General features: G+C 64.5%; 15 protein-coding genes and 2 pseudogenes. 6 read left to right on the top strand and 11 right to left on the bottom strand.

All coding sequences use genetic code 11. The annotated features are described in order from the left end of the window. Positions 1–467: 467 nt before the first annotated feature. The 3 genes and pseudogenes from F6X37_RS10300 to F6X37_RS10290 form a co-directional block, all read left to right on the top strand. Entirely contained in the window at positions 468–1,856 is a 1,389-nt protein-coding gene (locus tag F6X37_RS10300; protein ID WP_187611189.1) for an FAD-binding oxidoreductase, read from the top strand. 265 nt (positions 1,857–2,121) lie between these two features. Next, positions 2,122–2,712: a YSC84-related protein gene (locus tag F6X37_RS10295; RefSeq protein WP_187611188.1), complete on the top strand. Its 591-nt coding sequence runs from the start codon at positions 2,122–2,124 to the stop codon at positions 2,710–2,712. 149 nt (positions 2,713–2,861) lie between these two features. Then, positions 2,862–3,137: pseudogene (locus tag F6X37_RS10290) on the top strand (STAS domain-containing protein); the annotation flags it as partial. A gap of 68 nt (positions 3,138–3,205) precedes the next feature. On the opposite strand, the gene F6X37_RS10285 reads toward F6X37_RS10290, so the two are convergent. Together F6X37_RS10285 and F6X37_RS10280 are read right to left on the bottom strand one after the other, a co-directional pair. Continuing rightward, on the bottom strand, positions 3,206–4,765 hold the full coding sequence (locus F6X37_RS10285; protein ID WP_187611187.1) for a methyl-accepting chemotaxis protein: 1,560 nt from the start codon (positions 4,763–4,765) through the stop codon (positions 3,206–3,208). A gap of 110 nt (positions 4,766–4,875) precedes the next feature. Next, positions 4,876–5,430, bottom strand: coding sequence for a YbaK/EbsC family protein (locus tag F6X37_RS10280; protein WP_187611309.1), 555 nt, complete (start codon positions 5,428–5,430; stop codon positions 4,876–4,878). A gap of 193 nt (positions 5,431–5,623) precedes the next feature. On the opposite strand from F6X37_RS10280, the gene F6X37_RS10275 reads away from it, so the two are divergent. Together F6X37_RS10275 and F6X37_RS10270 are read left to right on the top strand one after the other, a co-directional pair. Then, complete coding sequence (locus F6X37_RS10275) at positions 5,624–6,892, top strand: YihY/virulence factor BrkB family protein (protein ID WP_090807133.1); 1,269 nt, start codon at positions 5,624–5,626, stop codon at positions 6,890–6,892. 432 nt (positions 6,893–7,324) lie between these two features. Further along, positions 7,325–8,509 carry a porin gene (locus F6X37_RS10270; RefSeq protein WP_187611186.1) on the top strand — a complete coding sequence of 395 codons (1,185 nt, stop codon included), beginning with the start codon at positions 7,325–7,327 and terminating at the stop codon, positions 8,507–8,509. A gap of 154 nt (positions 8,510–8,663) precedes the next feature. Here the strand turns inward: F6X37_RS10270 and F6X37_RS10265 are convergent, their stop codons facing one another. From F6X37_RS10265 to F6X37_RS10240, 6 genes are all read right to left on the bottom strand, one after another. Further along, positions 8,664–9,536: a proteasome-type protease gene (locus F6X37_RS10265; RefSeq protein ID WP_187611185.1), complete on the bottom strand. Its 873-nt coding sequence runs from the start codon at positions 9,534–9,536 to the stop codon at positions 8,664–8,666. A gap of 172 nt (positions 9,537–9,708) precedes the next feature. After that, entirely contained in the window at positions 9,709–10,509 is an 801-nt protein-coding gene (locus tag F6X37_RS10260) for a transglutaminase domain-containing protein (protein ID WP_090807138.1), read from the bottom strand. A gap of 12 nt (positions 10,510–10,521) precedes the next feature. Next, positions 10,522–11,472, bottom strand: a complete 951-nt coding sequence (locus F6X37_RS10255) for an alpha-E domain-containing protein (RefSeq protein ID WP_090807140.1) — start codon at positions 11,470–11,472, stop codon at positions 10,522–10,524. Between the two features lie 158 nt (positions 11,473–11,630). Further along, positions 11,631–13,040 (bottom strand): circularly permuted type 2 ATP-grasp protein, encoded by a 1,410-nt coding sequence (locus tag F6X37_RS10250; RefSeq protein ID WP_090807142.1) that lies wholly within the window; start codon positions 13,038–13,040, stop codon positions 11,631–11,633. Positions 13,041–13,453: 413 nt separating this feature from the next. Next, complete coding sequence (locus tag F6X37_RS10245; protein ID WP_090807144.1) at positions 13,454–13,906, bottom strand: HU family DNA-binding protein; 453 nt, start codon at positions 13,904–13,906, stop codon at positions 13,454–13,456. A 376-nt stretch (positions 13,907–14,282) separates the two neighbouring features. Next, complete coding sequence (locus tag F6X37_RS10240) at positions 14,283–15,770, bottom strand: PLP-dependent aminotransferase family protein (protein WP_187611184.1); 1,488 nt, start codon at positions 15,768–15,770, stop codon at positions 14,283–14,285. A gap of 85 nt (positions 15,771–15,855) precedes the next feature. Here F6X37_RS10240 and F6X37_RS10235 point away from each other — a divergent pair. After that, positions 15,856–16,044 (top strand): annotated as a pseudogene (locus F6X37_RS10235) (carboxymuconolactone decarboxylase family protein); the annotation flags it as partial. Positions 16,045–16,068: 24 nt separating this feature from the next. On the opposite strand, the gene F6X37_RS10230 reads toward F6X37_RS10235, so the two are convergent. The 3 genes from F6X37_RS10230 to F6X37_RS10220 form a co-directional block, all read right to left on the bottom strand. Then, entirely contained in the window at positions 16,069–16,368 is a 300-nt protein-coding gene (locus F6X37_RS10230) for a hypothetical protein (RefSeq protein ID WP_090807148.1), read from the bottom strand. Between the two features lie 88 nt (positions 16,369–16,456). After that, positions 16,457–17,392, bottom strand: coding sequence for a 2-dehydropantoate 2-reductase (gene panE / locus F6X37_RS10225; protein ID WP_187611183.1), 936 nt, complete (start codon positions 17,390–17,392; stop codon positions 16,457–16,459). 141 nt (positions 17,393–17,533) lie between these two features. Next, positions 17,534–18,955, bottom strand: a complete 1,422-nt coding sequence (locus tag F6X37_RS10220; RefSeq protein ID WP_187611182.1) for an efflux transporter outer membrane subunit — start codon at positions 18,953–18,955, stop codon at positions 17,534–17,536. Position 18,956 lies beyond the last annotated feature (1 nt).

Below are 18,956 nucleotides of genomic sequence, written 5' to 3'. Positions count from 1 at the left end.
GCAATGAAAATCACCGAAACGCGCGTGCGAAACATTACGCGTCGTCGGGCAATGCGCGTGCGTCGCGAAAATCGCTGTCGCGATGTGCGCTACCTCGCACAGTCGTCGAACGTGTGCCTCGGTCGCACGCGATCACGAGCCACGCCCATATGCAAAGTGTCGTGGCACAACCACCAGCGCGTCGGATAACCAACACATCAGCGCGCACGCTTTTCCCGGAGCATTCCCACCATCTTCTGTGGTACCGCCGCGTATCGTCGTTGCCCTGCCCGCAAAAGCCTGTCCCCGCGAGCCACCGCGCGGAATCGCCCACGAACGCGGGTAAACCTTTGTTTGACTTCGACGCGTCACCCCGTTTACTGCACGCAGCCGAACCTCTCAATCCGCTTTCATTCACCGCCCGCATTTTTGGTTGGTCTGCGGAGCAGTGTTCTGCGAGCGCCTTCCCCTCTTCGACGAGGTACAACATGGTTACTATCTCCAGCAGCGCGGTCGACGAATTCAAATCCGGACTTCGCGGTCAGCTTCTGATGCCCGACACGCCGGGCTTCGACACGGCGCGCAGCATCTGGAACGCAATGATCGACCGTTCTCCCGCGATGATCCTGCGCTGCGCGGGTGTTGCCGACGTGCGCCGCGGCGTCGCCTTCGCGCGTGACAACGGCCTGCCGCTCGCGATTCGCGGCGGCGGCCACAACATCGGCGGTAGCGCTGTGTGCGACGACGGCCTCGTGCTCGATCTGTCCACGATGAAATCGGTGCGCATCGACCCGGAAGCGCGGCGCGCCTATGTCGAACCGGGCGCGACGCTGCACGATCTCGATCACGAAGCGCAGGCATTCGGACTCGCGACGCCGCTCGGTATCAACTCGACGACCGGCGTCGCGGGTCTGACGCTCGGCGGCGGCTTCGGCTGGTTGAGCCGCCGCTACGGCATGACGGTCGACAACCTCGTCGCGGCCGACATCGTCACCGCGGACGGTGAATTGCGCCGCCTGAGCGCCACTTCGCACGACGATCTGTTCTGGGCGATTCGCGGCGGCGGCGGCAATTTCGGCGTCGTTACGCTATTCGAGTTCGCGCTGCATGAGGTCGGCCCGCTCGTGTATGGAGGCCTCGTCGTGTTGCCGCTCGCCGACGCGAAGGAAGCGCTGATCAAATACCGCGATGCCGTGCCCGCGATGCCCGACGAGCTGGCCGTCTGGGCCGTCGCGCGGCTCGCGCCACCGCTGCCGTTCCTGCCGCCCGACGTGCATGGCCAACCCGTGCTCGTGTTGGCGATGTGCTACAACGGGCCGGTCGAAAAAGGCCCAGCCGCGGTGGAAGCCGTGCGCGGCTTCGGCAAGCCGCTCGGCGAACATCTCGGTCCGATGCCTTATGAAGTTTGGCAACAGGCCTTCGATCCGCTGCTCACGCCGGGCGCGCGCAACTACTGGAAGTCGCACAACCTCGCCACCATCGACGATGGACTGATCGACGCGCTGATCCGCGCGATCGACACACTGCCGTCCGCGCAATGCGAAATTTTCTTCGGCTTGATCGGCGCGCAAACGCAGCGCGTGGCGGTCGATGCGACCGCTTACCCAAGTCGCGAGACGCAATACGCGATGAACGTGCACGGCCGCTGGGACGATGCGCGCGACGACGAGCGCTGTGTCAAATGGGCGCGCGACTTTTTCGACGCGTCGCGCCCCTTTGCGCTAGGCAGCGTGTACGTCAACTTCATGACGCAGGAGGAAGGCGGCCGTATCGCGGATGCCTATGGGCCCAACTATGAGCGGCTCGTCGCCGTGAAGGACCGCTACGATCCGCGCAACCTGTTCCGCCATAACCAGAACATTCGCCCAACGGCGTAGCGACGACGCGTGACGGAAAGCGGCGTAAAAACCCGAACTGCAATGGCCGCGCCGCTCTCGCGCAAGGCGGCGCGGCCCTTGGGCACGCTATCTGCTATTTGAGCGGTGAGGTCCGCGATGCGAACGTCGCGGCACGCCGCCGCCTGGCTGCGATGACCGCGCGCACGGAACCTCCAGCGTGCAGATGAGAACAAAGCAAAGCAGGCGACTCGCCGCACTCTTCCAAAACGTACAACACGCGTGAGAAACGCAAAGGAAAACCGTCATGCGCAGACGACAATTCATCATGACCGGCAGCGCTGCATTGGCCGTCGCAGGCCTGAGCCTCACCGGTTGCACGACGACTTCGCCGTCCTCGAACGCATCGGCGTCTGCCAACGCCGGCAAGCGCGACACGATCAACGCCGGCGTCGACTCGACGCTCGCGCGTCTCTACGAAAACGTCGACGGTGCGCGTGAGCTCGTTGCGAAAGCGCGCGGCGTGCTGGTGTTTCCATCGGTGATCTCGGCCGGCTTCTGGGTCGGCGGACAGTATGGTGAAGGGGCGATGCGCATCGGCGGCCGCACGGTCGGCTACTACAGCACGGTCGCGGGCTCGTTCGGGTTGCAGATCGGCGCACAGTCGAAGGCGCTCGTGTTTCTGTTCATGACGCAGGAAGCGCTCGACGAATTCATGCACAGCCAGGGCTGGGCAGTCGGCGCGAACGCGACCGTCGCCGTGCTGAAAGTCGGCGCGAACGGCGCGGTCGATTCGTCGACCGCGACGAGCCCGGTGCAGGCTTTCGTGCTGACCAACGGCGGCTTGATGGCCGGCGTGTCGCTCGAGGGCACGAAGGTGTCGCGGCTGATTATCTGAGTATCTGAGCGGAGCTTTCCCTCTTGCGGATTTGTGGCGCGAGCGCGCCGCGCGATTGCGCGACAGATCCGCGCCGCGCGTTCGGGCCATACCGTTCCCGCCCGCTTCGCCAGCTCCGTTCATCGCGCTACGGTAGAATTCGCGCCACGCATGCCGAGGATCGAGCGGGCCATAAGACCTATGTGCCGCGCGGCACGCTGTTTTTCGCGTCGACGACGCGCTTTCACGAGCTGTTCGATCCGGCGCGCGACCTGGCGAGCGTCACCGTCGATTGCAGTCACCTGCTGCTCGCCGATCATTCGGCGCTCGCCGCGTTGCAGGGTCTGGCCGAGCGCTATCGCAAGGCAGGCAAGCAATTGCGCATGAAGAATCTGTCGGAGCGCAACCGCCAATTGTTGAGCCGCGCGGGGATCGGCCTGGCGTGAGACACGCACCGCGTTGCGAGCCCGCGTGCGGTGAATTCTCGCGCGCGTCGACAACGCGGCCTGGTGCTTTAGCGCTGCTCGGGCAACCGGAACACCGCGATCGCCGCCGACAACTGCCCGGTCTGCGTCTTCAGCACATCGGCCGCCGCGCTCGCCTCCTCGACGAGCGCCGCATTCTGCTGCGTCGTCTGATCCATGCTCGCGACCGCGATGTTGACCTGCTCGATGCCCGAGGTCTGCTCGGCCGACGCCGCGCTGATCTCGCCCATGATGTCGTTGACACGACGTACCGCCTGCACGACTTCCTGCATCGTGTCACCCGCGCGTCCGACGTGCTCCGAACCGCCCGCGATCTGCGCGGCCGATTCCTCGATCAGCGCCTTGATCTCCTTCGCGGCCGCCGCGCTGCGTTGCGCGAGCGTGCGCACTTCGCCCGCGACCACCGCGAAACCGCGGCCCTCCTCGCCCGCGCGCGCCGCCTCGACGGCCGCGTTCAACGCGAGAATATTGGTTTGGAACGCAATCCCTTCGATCACGCCGATGATGTCGCCGATCCGGTGCGACGATTGTGAAATCCCGCGCATCGTGTCGATCACCTGACCGACCACCGCGCCGCCGCGCGCCGCGGTCTCCGACGCGTTGTGCGAGAGCTGGCTCGCCTGCTTCGCGTTGTCGGCGTTCTGACGCACGGTCGCGGTGATCTGCTCCATGCTCGACGCGGTCTCGCCGAGCGCGGCCGCCTGCTGCTCGGTGCGGCGCGACAGGTCCGAATTGCCCGCGGCGATCTCGTTCGACACCGACGAAATCAGCGTCGCGCCGGCGCGAATCTGCTCGATCGCCTGCGCGAGACGCTGCTGCATCCGTTTCATCGCGGCGAGCAGGCTCGTGCTGTCGCCGGCCTTCGCGTCGACGACCACGTCGAGGTCGCCGTCCGCGATACGCGACGCGATCTGCAGCGCGTACGCCGGTTCGCCGCCAAGCTGACGCAGAATGCTGCGCAGAATCACGCCGATCACCAGCGACACGAGCGCGCAAAGCACCACCGCCGCGATCACGTATTGCACGAGGGTGCGGTAGAACACGCCGTCGATGTCGTCCGTGAAGACGCCGGTGACGATGGTCCAGTCCCACGGCTTGTAAAGCCGCATGTAGTTGATCTTCGGCGCAAGCTTGTCGGTGCCGGGCTTCGGGAACTGCAGATGAACGAAGGCCTCGCCTTCGCGCTGCGTTTGCTCGGAACCTTCCTTGAACACGTGGCGGCTGTCCGGATCGGTGACGTTGGTCATGTCCTTGCCGACGAGGTCGGCGCGCGTGGCATGCATCAGCACGTGCGCCTGGCTGTCTTCGAGCACGAGATAGCCGCCGGCACCGTCGTAGCGCATTGCGCGCAGGTCGTCCATCGCGGCGCGCTGCGCATCGGCGAGCGGCATCGTGCCGGCCGCGACGAGCGCGTTGTAGCGATCGAGCACGCTGTACGCGATGCTGACCACGTTTTTCAGCTCGCCCTCGCGATCGGCGATCATCGTATCTCGTGTCTTGAACGCCCCCCATAGGCCGATCGCCAGAATGCCCATGCACATCACCGCGAGCGCGAGCCACAGCCGCACTTTCAGGCGAAACCGTTCCATCTTCCGTATCCCTTGTCGTGGTCGGCGGCTGTCCGCGCGAACGGACGCCGCAAACGTTTCATGTCGTTGTCGGGATTAACGGCGCGACGGAAGAAAACTTCAGTGCGGCTTCAAGGTTGCGGGTTTCCGTCCGCAGGCAGCGTCAGCGCGGCCACCTCGCAGCGCGGCCATTGCCGCAGCATGTCGGGCGACGTCAGCAGCTTGGCCGCGCGCACGCCGGCGCCCATCACGATCTGCGCACGCTCCATCACGGCGGCGTCGACGAGGATGCGCCAGTCGGCCGGCAGACCGAACGCGGTAATTGCGCCGAACTCCATCTGGCTATGCTCGACCGCCGCCTCGCGCTTCGCGAATGACAGCCGCTGTGCGCCGAGCGCGGCCTTCACCGCGCCGTTGATGTCGAGCCGCCGCGAGCCGAGCGACACGAGCGCCGCATAGTGCTCGCCACCCTCTTTCCTGTAGCGGATCACGATAGTGTTCGCGCAGTCTTCGAGACCGAAGCCGTAGCGAGCGCTGAATGCGGCGGTGTCGGAGGCGTCGTCGGTGACGGCGAACACCGTGATCCCGCGCGCCGGCAATTGTTCGATGACGTGCGCGGGCAGATGCGCGCTCCACTGGTCGCGCTCGATGACGTCCAGTTGCTGTACGAGTTCGTGCGAATGCATGATGAGCGGAAAGGGTGACATTAACCCGCTGCATTCTAGCGGTACGCGCGGGCGGCCGCGAAACGGGCCGCAAAACAGGCCATGAACGCAGGCCATGCAGCGCGCCGCTTAACTTGTATAGTGACGGGCACGAGGTTTGCGAAAGGCAATGAAGCAAACACCCTGAAGGCGCCCTCACGATTCAGACACGATCATGGACATCGACACGCTCTCTCGCGAGAACCTCCAGCAGGCCGCGCGTCATCAGGCCAATTGGGCGATGGGCGCACTGCGGCAGTTCGCGGAGAACCGCTGTCCTGCGTTGGCGGCGAGCATCGCGTTCTATGCGGCGTTTTCGCTCGCGCCGACGCTCGTGATGGTGCTCGCGGTGGCCGGCTGGTTCTTCGGCCCGGCGGCCGCGCGCGGCGAGCTGTTCGGCCACATCAACGGCCTGATCGGCGACCAGGCTGCGGCCGGCGTGCAGACGATCGTCGAGAACGCGCATCACGCGGGCGCCAAAGGCGGCATCGCGACGATCATCTCGTTCTCGCTGCTGGCGATCGGCGCGTCGGCGACGTTCTCGTCGCTGAACAGCGCGCTCAATATAGTGTGGCCGTACAGCGGGCCGCGCACTTCCAGCTGGCTCGCGCTGGTGCGGGTGCGACTGATTTCGTTCGGGCTCGTGCTCGGCGTCGCGTTCCTGCTGATCGTGTCGCTGGTGCTCGATACGGTGATCGTCTTTATCGGCAACTGGCTGTGGGGCGACTCGCCGTATGTCGTGATCGGCAATCTGCTGCAGCTCGGCGTCGGGCTGTTCGTGCTGATCTTCGCGTTCGCCGGACTGCTCAAGTTTCTGCCCGACGCTCGGGTGCTGTGGCGCGATGCGGTGGTGGGCGGCATCGTCGCGGCTGTGTTGTTTACGGCTGGCAAGAAGCTGTTCGCGCTGTATCTCGCGCATGCGGGAATGGCCAGCGCGTTCGGCGCGGCCGGCTCGCTCGCGGTGCTGCTGATGTGGCTGTACTTCTCGGCGCTGGTGCTGCTGCTCGGCGCGGAGTTCTCGGCGGCGCGCGGCCGGCTGCACGATCCGCGTGGCGGCTGGGGCATGCAGGGCGAGTCGCCGCCGGGCAGCCGCGCGAAGCTCGCGTCGGTACTGGCGGCATCGACCGTCGCGGCAAATGCCGCGCCGTCTGCTCCCGCTGCTGTGGGTGTTGCCAGCCAAACGGCTACGCCGCTGCCCGCGGGAATCAACGCGGCGGCGCAAAGGCGCTCCGCGCATGAGACCGCGGTGGACGTTACGCGCAAGGTGCTCGACGCCGAAGCGCAAGCCACCCGTTTCGCGGCGTCCGCCCTCGTCGAAGCGCGCCGCCAGGCGACGGCCGCCGACCGCTACGTGCGACGCAACCCGTGGACCTCGGTGCTGCTCGCCGCCGCCGCGGGGCTCACGGCCGCGGCCATGGCGCGCCGTGGCGCCGACCGGCGCTGAAGCGGGCGCTTCACACCACGCTACCGTCCATACCCTGATAGATGCGCGTGTTGCGCCGTCAATCCAGTCGATTGCGCCTGGACACACAACGCGCCCCTTCTGTCCAGCCTGTCTAGTCCTTTCGTCAGCCGTCTCTTTTATGATTTCACTACAAAGACGAGTGGACGTGTACACGACTAGGTTACATTTAGCATACAAATCGATGCTCATCGTGCGTTCGTTCACCCAGTCACTATCAACAAATCAACAATAATGCACATCAGACCAATAAATGTTGCGCAAATGGAAACAATCGTTGAGAGCTTTAAATACAAGGGTTTGCATCGATTGTCAGTTTTTGGCGACACTCTTTTTTTTCCGTTTCTACCCCGCCGAGCCGCTGAGCTATTCTGCTTTCCGCAACAACGAACAATCATCTGCGTGGAGAAATGGATGAAACGAATCGCACTGTCTACCCTCTCGCTGGCGCTCCTCGGCGTCGCCGGTATCGCTCACGCCCAAAGCAGCGTGACCCTGTATGGCGTGCTGGATGAATCGGTCCAGTACGTGAACAACGCTACGCCCAACGGCGGTAGCCTCGTACACATGTTTGGCGGCAACCTGCAAGGTAACCGTTTCGGCCTGAAGGGCACGGAAGACCTCGGCGGCGGCCTGAAGGCAATTTTCCAGTTGGAAAACGGCTTTGACATCAACAACGGCAAGCTCGGTCAAGGCGGCCTGATGTTCGGTCGTCAGGCTTACGTCGGTCTGACGGGCGACTCTTGGGGCACCTTTACAGCTGGTCGTCAATACGACCCGCTGGTCGACATGATCCAGCCGCTGACGGGCGACAACTACTTCGGCAGCACGTTCGCTACGCCGGGTGACGTCGACAACAACGACAACAGCTTCCGCGTGAACAATTCGCTGAAGTATGTGTCGCCGGTGTGGTCGGGCTTCCAGGTCGAAGGCATGTACGCTCTGGGCGGCGTCGCAGGCGCGACGGGTTCGGGTCAAACGTGGGCCGGCGCAGCAACGTACGCAACGGGTCCGTTCAGCGTCGCGGGTGGCTACCTGAGGACTGACAACGCAAGCACCAACCTTCCTGTCCGCACGGGCTGGAACAGCACGACGGTCCCTGGCGCTACGTTCGACACGAACTTCCCGGACAACGCAGGCATCAACCAGGCTTACACCACGGCGAAGTCGATCAGTATCGCTTCGGCAGCTGCTCAGTACGTGACGGGCCCGTTGACGGCTAACCTGTCGTACAGCAACGCGCGCTACAAGCCGGACGCACAATCGGCGTTCACGTCGACGCAGATCTTCAACGTCGGCCGCGTGTACGTCGGCTACCAGATCACGCCGGCAGCCCTGCTGGGTATCGGCTACGCGTACACCCGCGGTACGGGCGACGCGGTGGCAACGTACAACCAGGTTTCGCTGGGCGGCGACTACTCGCTGTCGAAGCGCACCGACCTGTACACGGTCGCCGCATGGCAGCATGCAAGCGGCCAACAGCGTGATCCGGCTACGGGCGCACTCGTTTCGTCCACGGCTTCGATCGGTTCGTATGGCAACCAGTCGAGCACCAACAACCAGGTCATGGTCAGCGTTGGTATCCGTCACAAGTTCTAATCGGACTTCGAATCGGACCTGCTACGCAGCCGACGGGCTGCGTAGCCAGAGACCAGAAACCAGCCAGAGGCGATGCCGATGGCTGGTTTTTTTTCGTCCTGAGGTTTTGGTGCGGGCCCAAGCGAGCCTGAGCCGCGCTCCGAACCCAACGCAGCTAGCGCCGCTGCGCCTTGCCCTTGTCGGCCTGCGCGAGAATCTGCGCGGGCGACACATCGTGCTCATGCTCGACGCCATCGGCGCCGACCGGCGCGCGATATAGCACCAGCGCCCGCTCCGACTGCGGCGACGGCGCATCCAGCGACCGCTGCCAGTCCGGATCGGGAATCTCGGCGAACACCTGGCGCAGACGCTCGCCCCACGTGCGGTGAAGCATGTCGAAGTACGCGTTGTCGCGATCGATCGACACGAACCGCGTGACCCGCAGCGCATCCTTCTCGTACACGAGCAGATCGAGCGGCAAGCCCACTGACAGGTTCGAGCGCAGCGTCGAGTCCATCGAGATCAGCGCGGACTTCGCTGCCTCGTCGAGCGGTGTGGACGGCGTCAGCACCCGGTCGATGATCGGCTTGCCATACTTCGCCTCGCCGATCTGGAAATACGGATTCACGGCCGACGCCTCGATGAAATTGCCCGCCGCGTAGATCATGAAAAGGCGCATCCGGTTGCCCGCGATCTGGCCGCCGAGAATGAAGCTGCAATTGAAGTCGACACCGAACTTCTGCATCGCCTCGGCCTCGCGCTCATGCACGCGACGCACCGCGCTGCCGACCACGCGCGCGGCGTCCGCCATGGTCGGCACGCTCCACAGCGTGGGCTCGCTGGTATCGGCGGGCTCGGACAGCTCGTGCAGCACCGCTTGCGTGATCGACAGATTGCCGGCGCCGAGCAGCACCAGCATGCGTTCGCCGGGTTGCTCGAACACCGACATCTTGCGCGCGGTACTGATGTGATCGACGCCCGCATTGGTACGCGTGTCGGACAAAAATACGAGGCCGTCGTTGACGGCCATCGCTACGCAGTAAGTCATAAGGGATCCGCGGAAGGCAAAGGAACGGGGCTATTGTAATGCGGCGCACAGGCGCCTTTTATCCGTGTTTACGGCCCTTTTTTGCAGCCTTTTTTGCAACCTTTTGGCAGCTGATTCCGAACACGTGGCAGGAATGTTAAATGCGGTCGCGCGCGTTGGCGTTGCAATGCGGCTACTGCGACATCTGCGCGCTGACCGCCACCGCCACGTGAAGCTCCTCTTCGAGTCCGCCGATGCGTCGGCCGCGCACCGGTGCCGCGGCCTCATAGTCACGGGCGACCGCGAGCCGGCAGTAGATCTCGCTGGCAAACCCGGCATGCGTGACGTCGATCGAAATCCACCCTTTGCCTTCGAGCCAAACGTCGACCCACGCGTGACTCGCGCCATGCGGCACGTCGCCGGGTTCGATATATCCGCTCACGTAGCGCGCCGGCACGCCGCGCGCGCGGCAGCACGCGAGCATCAGATGCGCATGGTCCTGACACACGCCGTTGCCGAGCGCGAGCGCCTCGGCGGCCGTGCTCGTAACCTCGGTCACGCCGGGCCGGTACTGCACGCGCTGCACGATCTGCTCGGACAGCGTGAGCAGGCTTGCCGGGCTCGCCAGATTCGCCACCGACTCCGCCAGTTCGCGGATCGCGCCGTCGGCTTCGGTCAGACGCGTCGCGCAGGTGAAATGCTCGAGCGGAATCGGGCCGGGCGGATCACCCAGCACGCCGTCGACGAGCGGCATCGTGTCCACCTCGCCCGACACGCGCAGATGAATCTCGTCGTGCGGCTTGTTCATGACGAGCGTGTGCAGCACGTTGCCGTAGGCGTCGAGCGTCGCGTCGAGCTTGCCCGGCGCGTCGATGTTCCAGCGCCGCACGGTCTGTCCGGCGCCGCTCGCGGGCGTCAGGCGCAACTGCTGGATCGAATAGTGAACCGTCGCTTCGTAGCGGTAGGAGGTGTCGTGGCGGATCGTCAGGTACATGAGAAAACTCCGTCAGGCCACTGGCAGCATCAGATAAGTACGCGCCACCAGATTGCCCAGATCGAACACGCGAGCGAGGAACTGCGTCAGATAGGCGTGCAGACCGCTTTCGAAAATCTGCCGGATGTCGGCATACAACAGCTCGGCGCGCAGCTTGCCGGCGAAGCGCTCGCACTGGTTCGAGCCCGATGTGCGCAGCATTGCGAGATTGCTGCACACGCCGTCGAGCGAGGCGAGCAGCGAGCGCGGCATCTGCTGATTGAGGATCATCAGCTCGACGACGCGCGCGGGCGTCACGACGTCGCGATATACCCTGCGGTAGATCTCGAGCGCCGACACCGAACTCAGGATCGAGGTCCAGTAATAGAAGTCCTCGAGCTGGCGCGCCGCGTCGCGTGAATTCGGCTCGACGTTCGCGAAACGCACATCGAGAATCCGCGCGGTGTTGTCGGCGCGCTCCAGATACGTGCCTAGCTGCGTGAAGAAGAACGCGTCGTCCTGCAGCGCGGTGCCGATCGTCACGCCGCGCGACAGATGCGAGCGGAACTTGACCCACTCGAACAACGAGCCCGGATTGCTCGCGGCCTGCCCGCTCGCGAGCCGCTCGTTGAATTCGAGCCACGTGTCGTTGATGGTTTCCCACCACTCGGTCGTCAGCGTGCCGCGCACCGCGCGAGCGTTTTCACGCGCGGCCTGCAGGCACGAATGAATGCTCGACGAATTACTTGCGTCGGCGATCATGAAATCGAGCATGTGCTCGCGCGTCGGTTCGTCGTAGCGCTGCGCGAAGGCGCTTTCGAGCTCGGAGATGCGCAGCACCGAGCGCTGCGCGCGAGCCTCCTGTTCGGCCGTCTGCGGCAGCAGTTGCGCCTTCAGGTTGATGTCGAGCATGCGGGCGGTGTTCTCCGCACGCTCCATATAGCGGGCCATCCAGAAGAGGTGATCGGCGGTTCGGCTAAGCATGACGACGTTCCATGTCTGTGATCTGAACGCGCGAGCCCTTCGTCAGCGACGAAGGTCCGCGCTGGTTATCCGTTGAGCGCCAGCGCGCATCAGGTTGCGAGTGTCGCGCCCTGCTCTGCTCTGTTGCGAGCGAGGCGAAAAGCGCGGCGGCAACCGCGTCAGTCGACCATCCAGGTGTCCTTGGTCCCGCCTCCCTGCGATGAATTGACGACGAGCGAGCCCTCCTGCAACGCGACCCGCGTGAGGCCGCCCGCCACCATCGTGGTGGTCTTGCCCGACAGCACGAACGGCCGCAGGTCGATATGGCGCGGCGCGATGCCCGATTCGACGAAAGTCGGACACGCGGACAGCGCCAGCGTGGGCTGTGCGATATAACCGGCCGGACGCGCGATCAGCCGCTCGCGGAAGGCCTCGACTTCGGCCTTCGTCGAGGCGGGGCCGACCAGCATCCCGTAGCCGCCCGCGCCGTGCACTTCCTTGACCACCAGCTCCGGCAGATGCGCGAGCGTATAGGCGAGATCCTCGGGCTTACGGCACTGATAGGTCGGTACGTTGTTCAGAATCGGCTTTTCGCCAAGATAAAACGCGATCATGTCCGGCACGTACGGGTAGATCGATTTGTCGTCGGCGATGCCGGTGCCCATCGCGTTCGCGAGCGCGACGCGGCCGGCGCGATAGGCGGTGAGCAGACCCGGTACGCCGAGCGCGGAGTCGGGGCGAAACGCGAGCGGATCGAGAAAATCGTCGTCGACGCGCCGGTAGATCACGTCGACGCGCTTCGGTCCTTGCGTGGTGCGCATGAACACGTAGTTGTCGTCGACGAACAGATCCTTGCCTTCGACGAGCTCGACGCCCATCTGCTGCGCGAGGAACGTATGCTCGAAATACGCGGAGTTGTACATGCCCGGCGTCAGCACGACGACGACCGGATCGTCGACGCCCGCGGGCGCGACCGAGCGCAGCGTATCGAGCAGCAGGTCGGGATAATGCGCGACCGGCGCGATGCGGTTCTGCACGAACAGTTCGGGGAAGAGCCGCATCATCATCTTGCGGTTTTCGAGCATGTACGACACGCCCGACGGCACACGCAGATTGTCTTCGAGTACGTAGAATTCGCCTTCATCGCCGGCGCGCACCACGTCGACGCCCGCGATATGCGCGTAAACACCGAGCGGCACGTCGACGCCCTGCATCTCGGGACGATACTGCGCGTTGGTATAGACCTGGTCGGCCGGCACGATGCCCGCGTGCACGATGTTGCGATCGTGATAGACGTCGTGGATAAACAGATTGAGAGCCTGCACGCGCTGTCGCAAACCCGCTTCGAGCGTCTGCCATTCGCCGCGCGGGATGATGCGCGGAATCAGATCGAAGGGAATCAGCCGCTCGGTGCCTGACAGATCGCCGTTTACTGCGAAGGTGATGCCGACGCGCCGGAACAGCAGGTCCGCTTCCGCGCGCTTGCGTGCGATCGCTTCATCGCCCTGACTGTCCAACCATCGCTCAAAGCGCGCGTAATGCGGCCGTACGCCATCGGCGTGATGGCGCATCTCGTCATAGCATCGCATGTCAGCCCCAGTCTTGTTGTCAAATAGAAGGCGAATGCGCTGCGCATTCGGTATTCGACCTTCGATCAAGCAAGCGTTATGCCATTGAATGTGTCGGGATAGAGCGCGTTGACGTGCCCGCTAATGGCGCATCCGCAGGGCGTCGGATTGCCTTGATCGTACTGTCGTGGCTCATGATGCGCCAGTCAGGTGCGTGTGCGCCATCAGGGAGCACACTATGAGAGGCGCGCTTGCCGTTTCGCCAATGGACTCGACGCGCACTACGAAGCGAGCGCATAAAAAAAGTCCCCGTGAATCTTCATCCACGGGGACTTCGATCACCTGCATGCAGGCGCTTTTTCACGCACTCAAACGTCAGGCATGGTTAAACACAACAGCGCCATGCCGACGCCTGAGTCGTGCGAGCAACGCGTTCAGGCTGCCGCTGCGTCCTTCAGCTTCTTCAGCGCGCGTGTCTTGATGCGCACGCTGGCCGGCTTGGCCGGGAACCAGCGCTCTTCACCCGTGAACGGGTCCTTGCCGAAGCGCTTCTTCTTCGCCGGCACAGCCTGCACGACGATCTTCAGCAGACCCGACAGCGTGAATTCGCCAGCGCCCTTCTTGTGCACCGTGCCGAGGATCGTGTCTTCGAGCGCGGCCAGCACGGCCTTGGCGGTCTTCGGTTCCACTGCAGCGCGTTCAGCGATGTGAGCTGCCAACGAGGCCTTCGTGAAGGTGTCCTTGATCGGCGACGGTGCGCCAGACGCCTTCACGGCGACCTTCTTGGCTGCGACGGCTTTCTTCGCAGGAACTTTCTTTGCAGCAACCTTCTTGGTCGGTACCGGGGCAGCAGCCTTCTTGGCCACCTTTTTTGCGGAAGTCGGCATGTTTCTCCTACCTGTTGTGGTCAGTGAATTGCTCGAAGCGCACACCGTATGTGCACGCTTCAACGCCGGATTCTACAAGCGCTAAAGCGATTTGCGCGACTCTTTTATGTATTGCGATGAAGTTTTTTGCGCGGCGCCGACGGTGCAACATGTTTTAGTCCCTGTTTTAGCGCCTAAAACGTGCGCGGCGAGCTCTTTGACATGCAGGAGTAACGCTCGTTACAGTTCGTTTCGGCCGTGGTTTCGAGGCGGTTGCGTCGGGGCGAGCCGGTGTTTTCGCCCCTTGAAACAGGGCATTTTCTTCGTTTGACGCGTCAAGCAACGCACCCCCCAACGTTTCGACGATGCCTACGCCTCGCTTGCGGCGAGCTCCGTTTCAGCGTGCGATGCGCTGCAGGATGTCGGCGAGCGTCGTCAGCGCCGTGTCGATATGTTCGGCCGCGATGCTGCCATAGCCGAAGATCAACCCAGGCTGCGGTGTCACGCGATGGTGAAATGGCGCGAGTCCATAGAGGCCGATCGACGCTTCACGCGCGGCGGCAACGAGCACCTCTTCGCCGAGCGACGCCAACGGCCCCTTGAGCCGCGCCGCCAGATGGATGCCGGCGGTCGGCACGATCGGCTCGAACCAGCGCGCGAGACCGCCTTGCAGATGCTCGAGCAGCATCGCGCGGCGGGCCGCGTAAGCCTTGTGCATGCGCCGCAGATGGCGCGCGAAGTCGCCATTGAGCATGAACGACGCGAGCGCCGTTTGCGTCAGCGTGCAGCCGTGACAATCGGCGATCTGCCGCGCCTTCAGCAACGGGCCGTGCAACGACGCGGGCGGCACCAGGTAGCCGATCCGCAGCTCGGGGAAGATCGTCTTCGAAAACGTGCCGACGTAGGCGACGAGGCCGGCGCGATCGAGACTCTTCAGCGGCTCCATCGGCCGGCCTTCGAAACGGTACTCGCAGTCGTAGTCGTCCTCGATGATGACCGCGCCGCGCTTTTGCGCCCATTCGAGCAGTTCGACGCGACGCTCGAGGCTCATCGGCATACCGAGCGGAAACTGATGCGAAGGCGTCACGTAGACGAGCCGCGCCTTGTCCGGCAGCTTGCCGACGATCAGGCCTTCGCGATCGACCGGTACCGGCACCACGCGCGCGCCGGTCACCTTGAAGCATGCATGCGCGGGCGGGTAGCCGGGGTCTTCGATGGCCGCGATTTCACCGGGCCGCAGCGTGATGCGCGCCATCAGATCGAGCGCGTGCTGCGCGCCCTGCGTGACGATCACGTCTTCCCAGTTGCTCGACACCGCACGGTTGAAAGCGAGGTAGCGCGAGATCGCGAGCCGCAGCTGCTGCTCCCCCGCGGCGTCGCGATAGGTGCCGGGGCTGCGCGCCTGGCCGCGTAGCGCATGATTCACGCAGCGGCGCCAGACGTCGAAGGGAAACAGCGTCTTGTCGGTCGCGCCGCCGATGAAGTCGAGCGGCGACAGCACCGACGGCCGCGGCAACGGCAGACTGTCGGGCATCTGCTCCCACAGCGGCTGCGCGCGCGCGGCGGCCTTCGCTTGCGCGGCGGCCCGCTCGCGCGAACGAGCCGCCGCGCGCGCGTGCGCGGAACGCTCGGCCGGCAACCGTTCGAGTCCGTCGGCGACGAAGGTGCCCGAACCGGCGCGGGCGCTCAGATAACCTTCTGACAGCAGCCGCTCGAATACGTCGAGCGTGGTCTTGCGCGACACACCGAGCTGCGTCGCGAGATCGCGCGTGGACGGCAGACGCGTGCCGCCGGCAAGGCGCCCTTCGAGAATGCCCGCGCGCAACTGCCGATAAATCTGTCCGGACAGATCGTGATGGCCTTCGACCGCGATGTGAATGTCCATTCGGGTGGTTACCTCAAATAACGGCGAAATGGTTATTTCGACCGACCAGTGGCGAACGCAAGCTTACCGCCACGGGCGCCCGACGCGCGAACGCGCGGCGCTCGAATCGACGGAGGCGGTGACGCTGGTCGCGCAAACGCGCGTGCCGGATACGGTATGGGACGCGGTGAAGCCGCATTTCAGCAAGCAGGAAATCAGCGACCTGACGCTGCTGATCGTTGCGATCAACGGCTGCAACCGCATTGCGGTCTCGTTCAGAAAGATGCCGGAGTAAGCGGCGGCGCGTCTTCGCGGAGCTTCAGAAGATCACGGAGACCGCCACCGCGAGCCAGATTGCGGTCACGCCCGCGAGAAACAGATGCCGCGCGATACGCACGCGTGAGTCGCTGTTCTCCGGCTCGACGGGACTCGTCGCCATCCATGGCACGAGGCCCAGGCACGCGAAGCCGGCCAGCGCGAGCACAAAGACCGCGACGTCGGCCTTGTGCCAGGCAGTCGGCTCATACATACCCCAGTAGCCGAGAAACACGATGCCGATCGAGAACACGGTCGCGGAAGCGGCGCTAAGCGCGGGCACCGATCCAGTTGGAGCCGGCATGCTTGACCTCCGATCGTCAGGTTGCGGCGGCGCTCGCGTGCGTCGCGCCATCCGCCCGATCCGCGTTCGCGTCGGCCGCGGCGAGCCGTCAGGAAGTGCGGGTCTGGCGAGCTTCGTACGTCTTCAGATGACTATAGGCGATGCGCAGCAGCGACACGCCGTGTTCGCCCTTTTGCGCGTCGCCGCCGCGCGAGATCAGGTCGCCGAGGATATGATCCGCCTCGGTGTGCGAGCGGTTTTCGACGTCGCGCAGCATCGACGCGGTCAGCGGCGACGGCGTCAGCAGCACCTGGGTGGCGCGCACGTCGAAGTCCGCGGCCATCGTGAAGCCGTTGTGCTCGGCCGCCGCGCGGCATTCGCCGAGCAGATTCTCAATCACGCGCTTGCCGTCCGGCGCAGCCAGGATATCGCCGACCGAACCGCGCATCAAGCACGTACTCGCGGCCAATGTGGCGAGGAACACCCATTTTTCCCACATGCGCAGCAGGATGTTGTCGCTGATTGCGACGTCGAAGTTCGCGCCGGACATTGCATCGGCAATCGCCTCGGTGCGCTCCGAGGTGCCGCCCACGAGTTCGCCGAACGTGATCGCGTGCATGTCGTTCAGATGCGCGATGTGCTGCTCGGCATCGAGCGTCGCGGCGATCACGCACTGACCGCCGAGCACGCGCTCCTTGCCGAAGCTCGCGGTCAGCACGTCGATATGGCGCATGCCGTTGAGCATCGGTAGGATCAGCGTGTCTTCGCCGACGAACGGCGTGAACGAATCGATCGCGTCGTCGAGACTGTAGGCCTTGCAGCTCAGCAGCACGAGGTCGAACGGCTCGGCGGCGACACCGGCCAGTATCGTCTTCACGTCGGGCAACTGGAGATTGCCGCGCGGGCTGTTGATGACGAGGCCGTCGCTCCGTAGCTTTTCCGCGCGACCGGCGCGTACGAGGAAGGTCACGTCCTGCCCCGCCGCGGCCAGACGTCCGCCGAAATAACCGCCTACCGCGCCCGCTCCTACTACCAGAATTCGCATCTTGAGCCTCTTGAAAGATTTCGATTTGCCGATCATGCGCGTCGCTGGCGGACGCATCTTCATGGTGCCGCGTATTCGGTGCTTGTGCAGGAATGTAGCAAAGATTGGGGGATCGGTTCAGCGTCACGCGCCTCGCTGCCTTCACTGCGCCGCCACCGTTTCCCCCTGCTCCCACCCGCCCCCCAGCGACCGGTACAGCGCGATCGCCGAAAGCGCATGCTCGCGTCGGGCCTGGTTGAGCGACTCCGAGTCGCGCAGATACGCTTCCTGCGCGTCGAGCACATCGAGGAAGCTCGACGCACCGCCCTTATACAGCTCGGTCGACAAACGCAGCGCGTGATTCGACGCATCGAGCGCACCGGCCAGGCGCTGCACCTGCACCGCGCCGCTGACGAGATCGCTGCGATTGTCCTCGACTTCCTTCAGCGCCTGCAACATCGTCTGTTGCAAGCCGAGCTGCGATTCGCGCATGCGGCTCTCGCTCGCGTCGATGTTCGCGGTGATGCGCCCGGCGTTGAAGATCGGGCTCGTCGCATTCAACGCAGCGCTGAACAGATTGTCGGTCAGCGTCGGCAAGCCAAGGTACGACGATGCGAGCAGCCCATCCGTCAGGTTGATCTTGAACTGCGGATAGCGCTGCGCCTTCGATACCCCTACTTCCGCCGCACGCTGTTCGACGAGCGCATAGGCGGTGCGCACGTCGGGTCGATGCAGCAACGCGTCGGACGGCAACACCTGCGGCGCGCTTTGCGCAGGCACCGGAATCTCGCGCGCGTTGGAAAGCAGCAGCGTATCGAGGCTTTCCGGCGTTCGCCCCGAATACACGGCGATCAGACTCAGTTGATGCTGCACCGCCGATTGCATACGCGGAATCTGCGCCTGCAAGTCCTGCAACTGATTCTGCGCGCGGGCGACGTCGAGCTGCGTCGACAGGCCGTAATGCAGACGCTCCTGCGTGAGCTTCAGCGCGCGGCTGCGAATCTGCTCGTTGTCGTCGAGGATCTGCAATTGCGCCTGCGCCCAGCGTAGATCGATATACGCAGCCGCCGTGTTCGCGGCGAGCGCGAGCCGTAACTGGTTCAGCGCCGCAACGCTACCCGACACCTGCGCCTGCGAGGCGAGCACCGCGAGACGTTCGCCGCCGAACACGTCCGGCGTCCAGCTCGCGGCGAGGCCGAAGCCGGCCTGGCGCACATAGCCGAGCGGCGGCGGCGTGTTCTGCCGCTCGGTCGATGCGCCCGCGTTCGCATTCAGCTCCGGCAGCAGCGCCGCGCGATTCTGCGTCACCAGGTCCTGCGACTGCTTCACGCGTTCGGCCGCGGCCCGCACGTCGAGGTTGCCGGTCAACACCGATTCGATCAGCTGATGCATGACCGGGTCGCCGAATTGCGCCCACCAGGCATCGGTGTTCACGCTGTCTTGCGGCGCGTCGACGCTCCACGCGGCCGGCGCGAGCGTCTGCACCGTATGCGGCAAATCCGCGTGCGTCGCGGGTTGCACCGCGCAGGCCGCGAGCGTCAGGAACGCCGCGCTCGCCAGTAACTTCATCACGATTCGTTTCATG

The sequence above is a fragment of the Paraburkholderia sp. 31.1 genome, assembly GCF_014397645.1.
GTDB classification, from domain to species: Bacteria; Pseudomonadota; Gammaproteobacteria; order Burkholderiales; family Burkholderiaceae; genus Paraburkholderia; species Paraburkholderia tuberum.
The sequence above is the reverse complement of the archived record's forward strand: the minus strand, read 5'-3'. Positions and strand labels throughout refer to the sequence as shown.

Bases quoted from the DNA above. Each gene is read 5' to 3' on its own strand.
- F6X37_RS10280 (WP_187611309.1), bottom strand. From the start codon at position 5,430: ATGCATTCGCACGAACTCGTACAGCAACTGGACGTCATCGAGCGCGAC.
- F6X37_RS10255 (WP_090807140.1), bottom strand. From the start codon at position 11,472: ATGCTTAGCCGAACCGCCGATCACCTCTTCTGGATGGCCCGCTATATG.
- F6X37_RS10230 (WP_090807148.1), bottom strand. From the start codon at position 16,368: ATGCCGGCTCCAACTGGATCGGTGCCCGCGCTTAGCGCCGCTTCCGCG.
- F6X37_RS10250 (WP_090807142.1), bottom strand. From the start codon at position 13,040: ATGCGATGCTATGACGAGATGCGCCATCACGCCGATGGCGTACGGCCG.
- F6X37_RS10285 (WP_187611187.1), bottom strand. From the start codon at position 4,765: ATGGAACGGTTTCGCCTGAAAGTGCGGCTGTGGCTCGCGCTCGCGGTG.
- F6X37_RS10260 (WP_090807138.1), bottom strand. From the start codon at position 10,509: ATGTACCTGACGATCCGCCACGACACCTCCTACCGCTACGAAGCGACG.
- F6X37_RS10295 (WP_187611188.1), top strand. From the start codon at position 2,122: ATGCGCAGACGACAATTCATCATGACCGGCAGCGCTGCATTGGCCGTC.
- F6X37_RS10245 (WP_090807144.1), bottom strand. From the start codon at position 13,906: ATGCCGACTTCCGCAAAAAAGGTGGCCAAGAAGGCTGCTGCCCCGGTA.
- panE (WP_187611183.1), bottom strand. From the start codon at position 17,392: ATGCGAATTCTGGTAGTAGGAGCGGGCGCGGTAGGCGGTTATTTCGGC.
- F6X37_RS10300 (WP_187611189.1), top strand. From the start codon at position 468: ATGGTTACTATCTCCAGCAGCGCGGTCGACGAATTCAAATCCGGACTT.
- F6X37_RS10240 (WP_187611184.1), bottom strand. From the start codon at position 15,770: ATGGACATTCACATCGCGGTCGAAGGCCATCACGATCTGTCCGGACAG.
- F6X37_RS10270 (WP_187611186.1), top strand. From the start codon at position 7,325: ATGAAACGAATCGCACTGTCTACCCTCTCGCTGGCGCTCCTCGGCGTC.
- F6X37_RS10220 (WP_187611182.1), bottom strand. From the start codon at position 18,955: ATGAAACGAATCGTGATGAAGTTACTGGCGAGCGCGGCGTTCCTGACG.
- F6X37_RS10275 (WP_090807133.1), top strand. From the start codon at position 5,624: ATGGACATCGACACGCTCTCTCGCGAGAACCTCCAGCAGGCCGCGCGT.
- F6X37_RS10265 (WP_187611185.1), bottom strand. From the start codon at position 9,536: ATGACTTACTGCGTAGCGATGGCCGTCAACGACGGCCTCGTATTTTTG.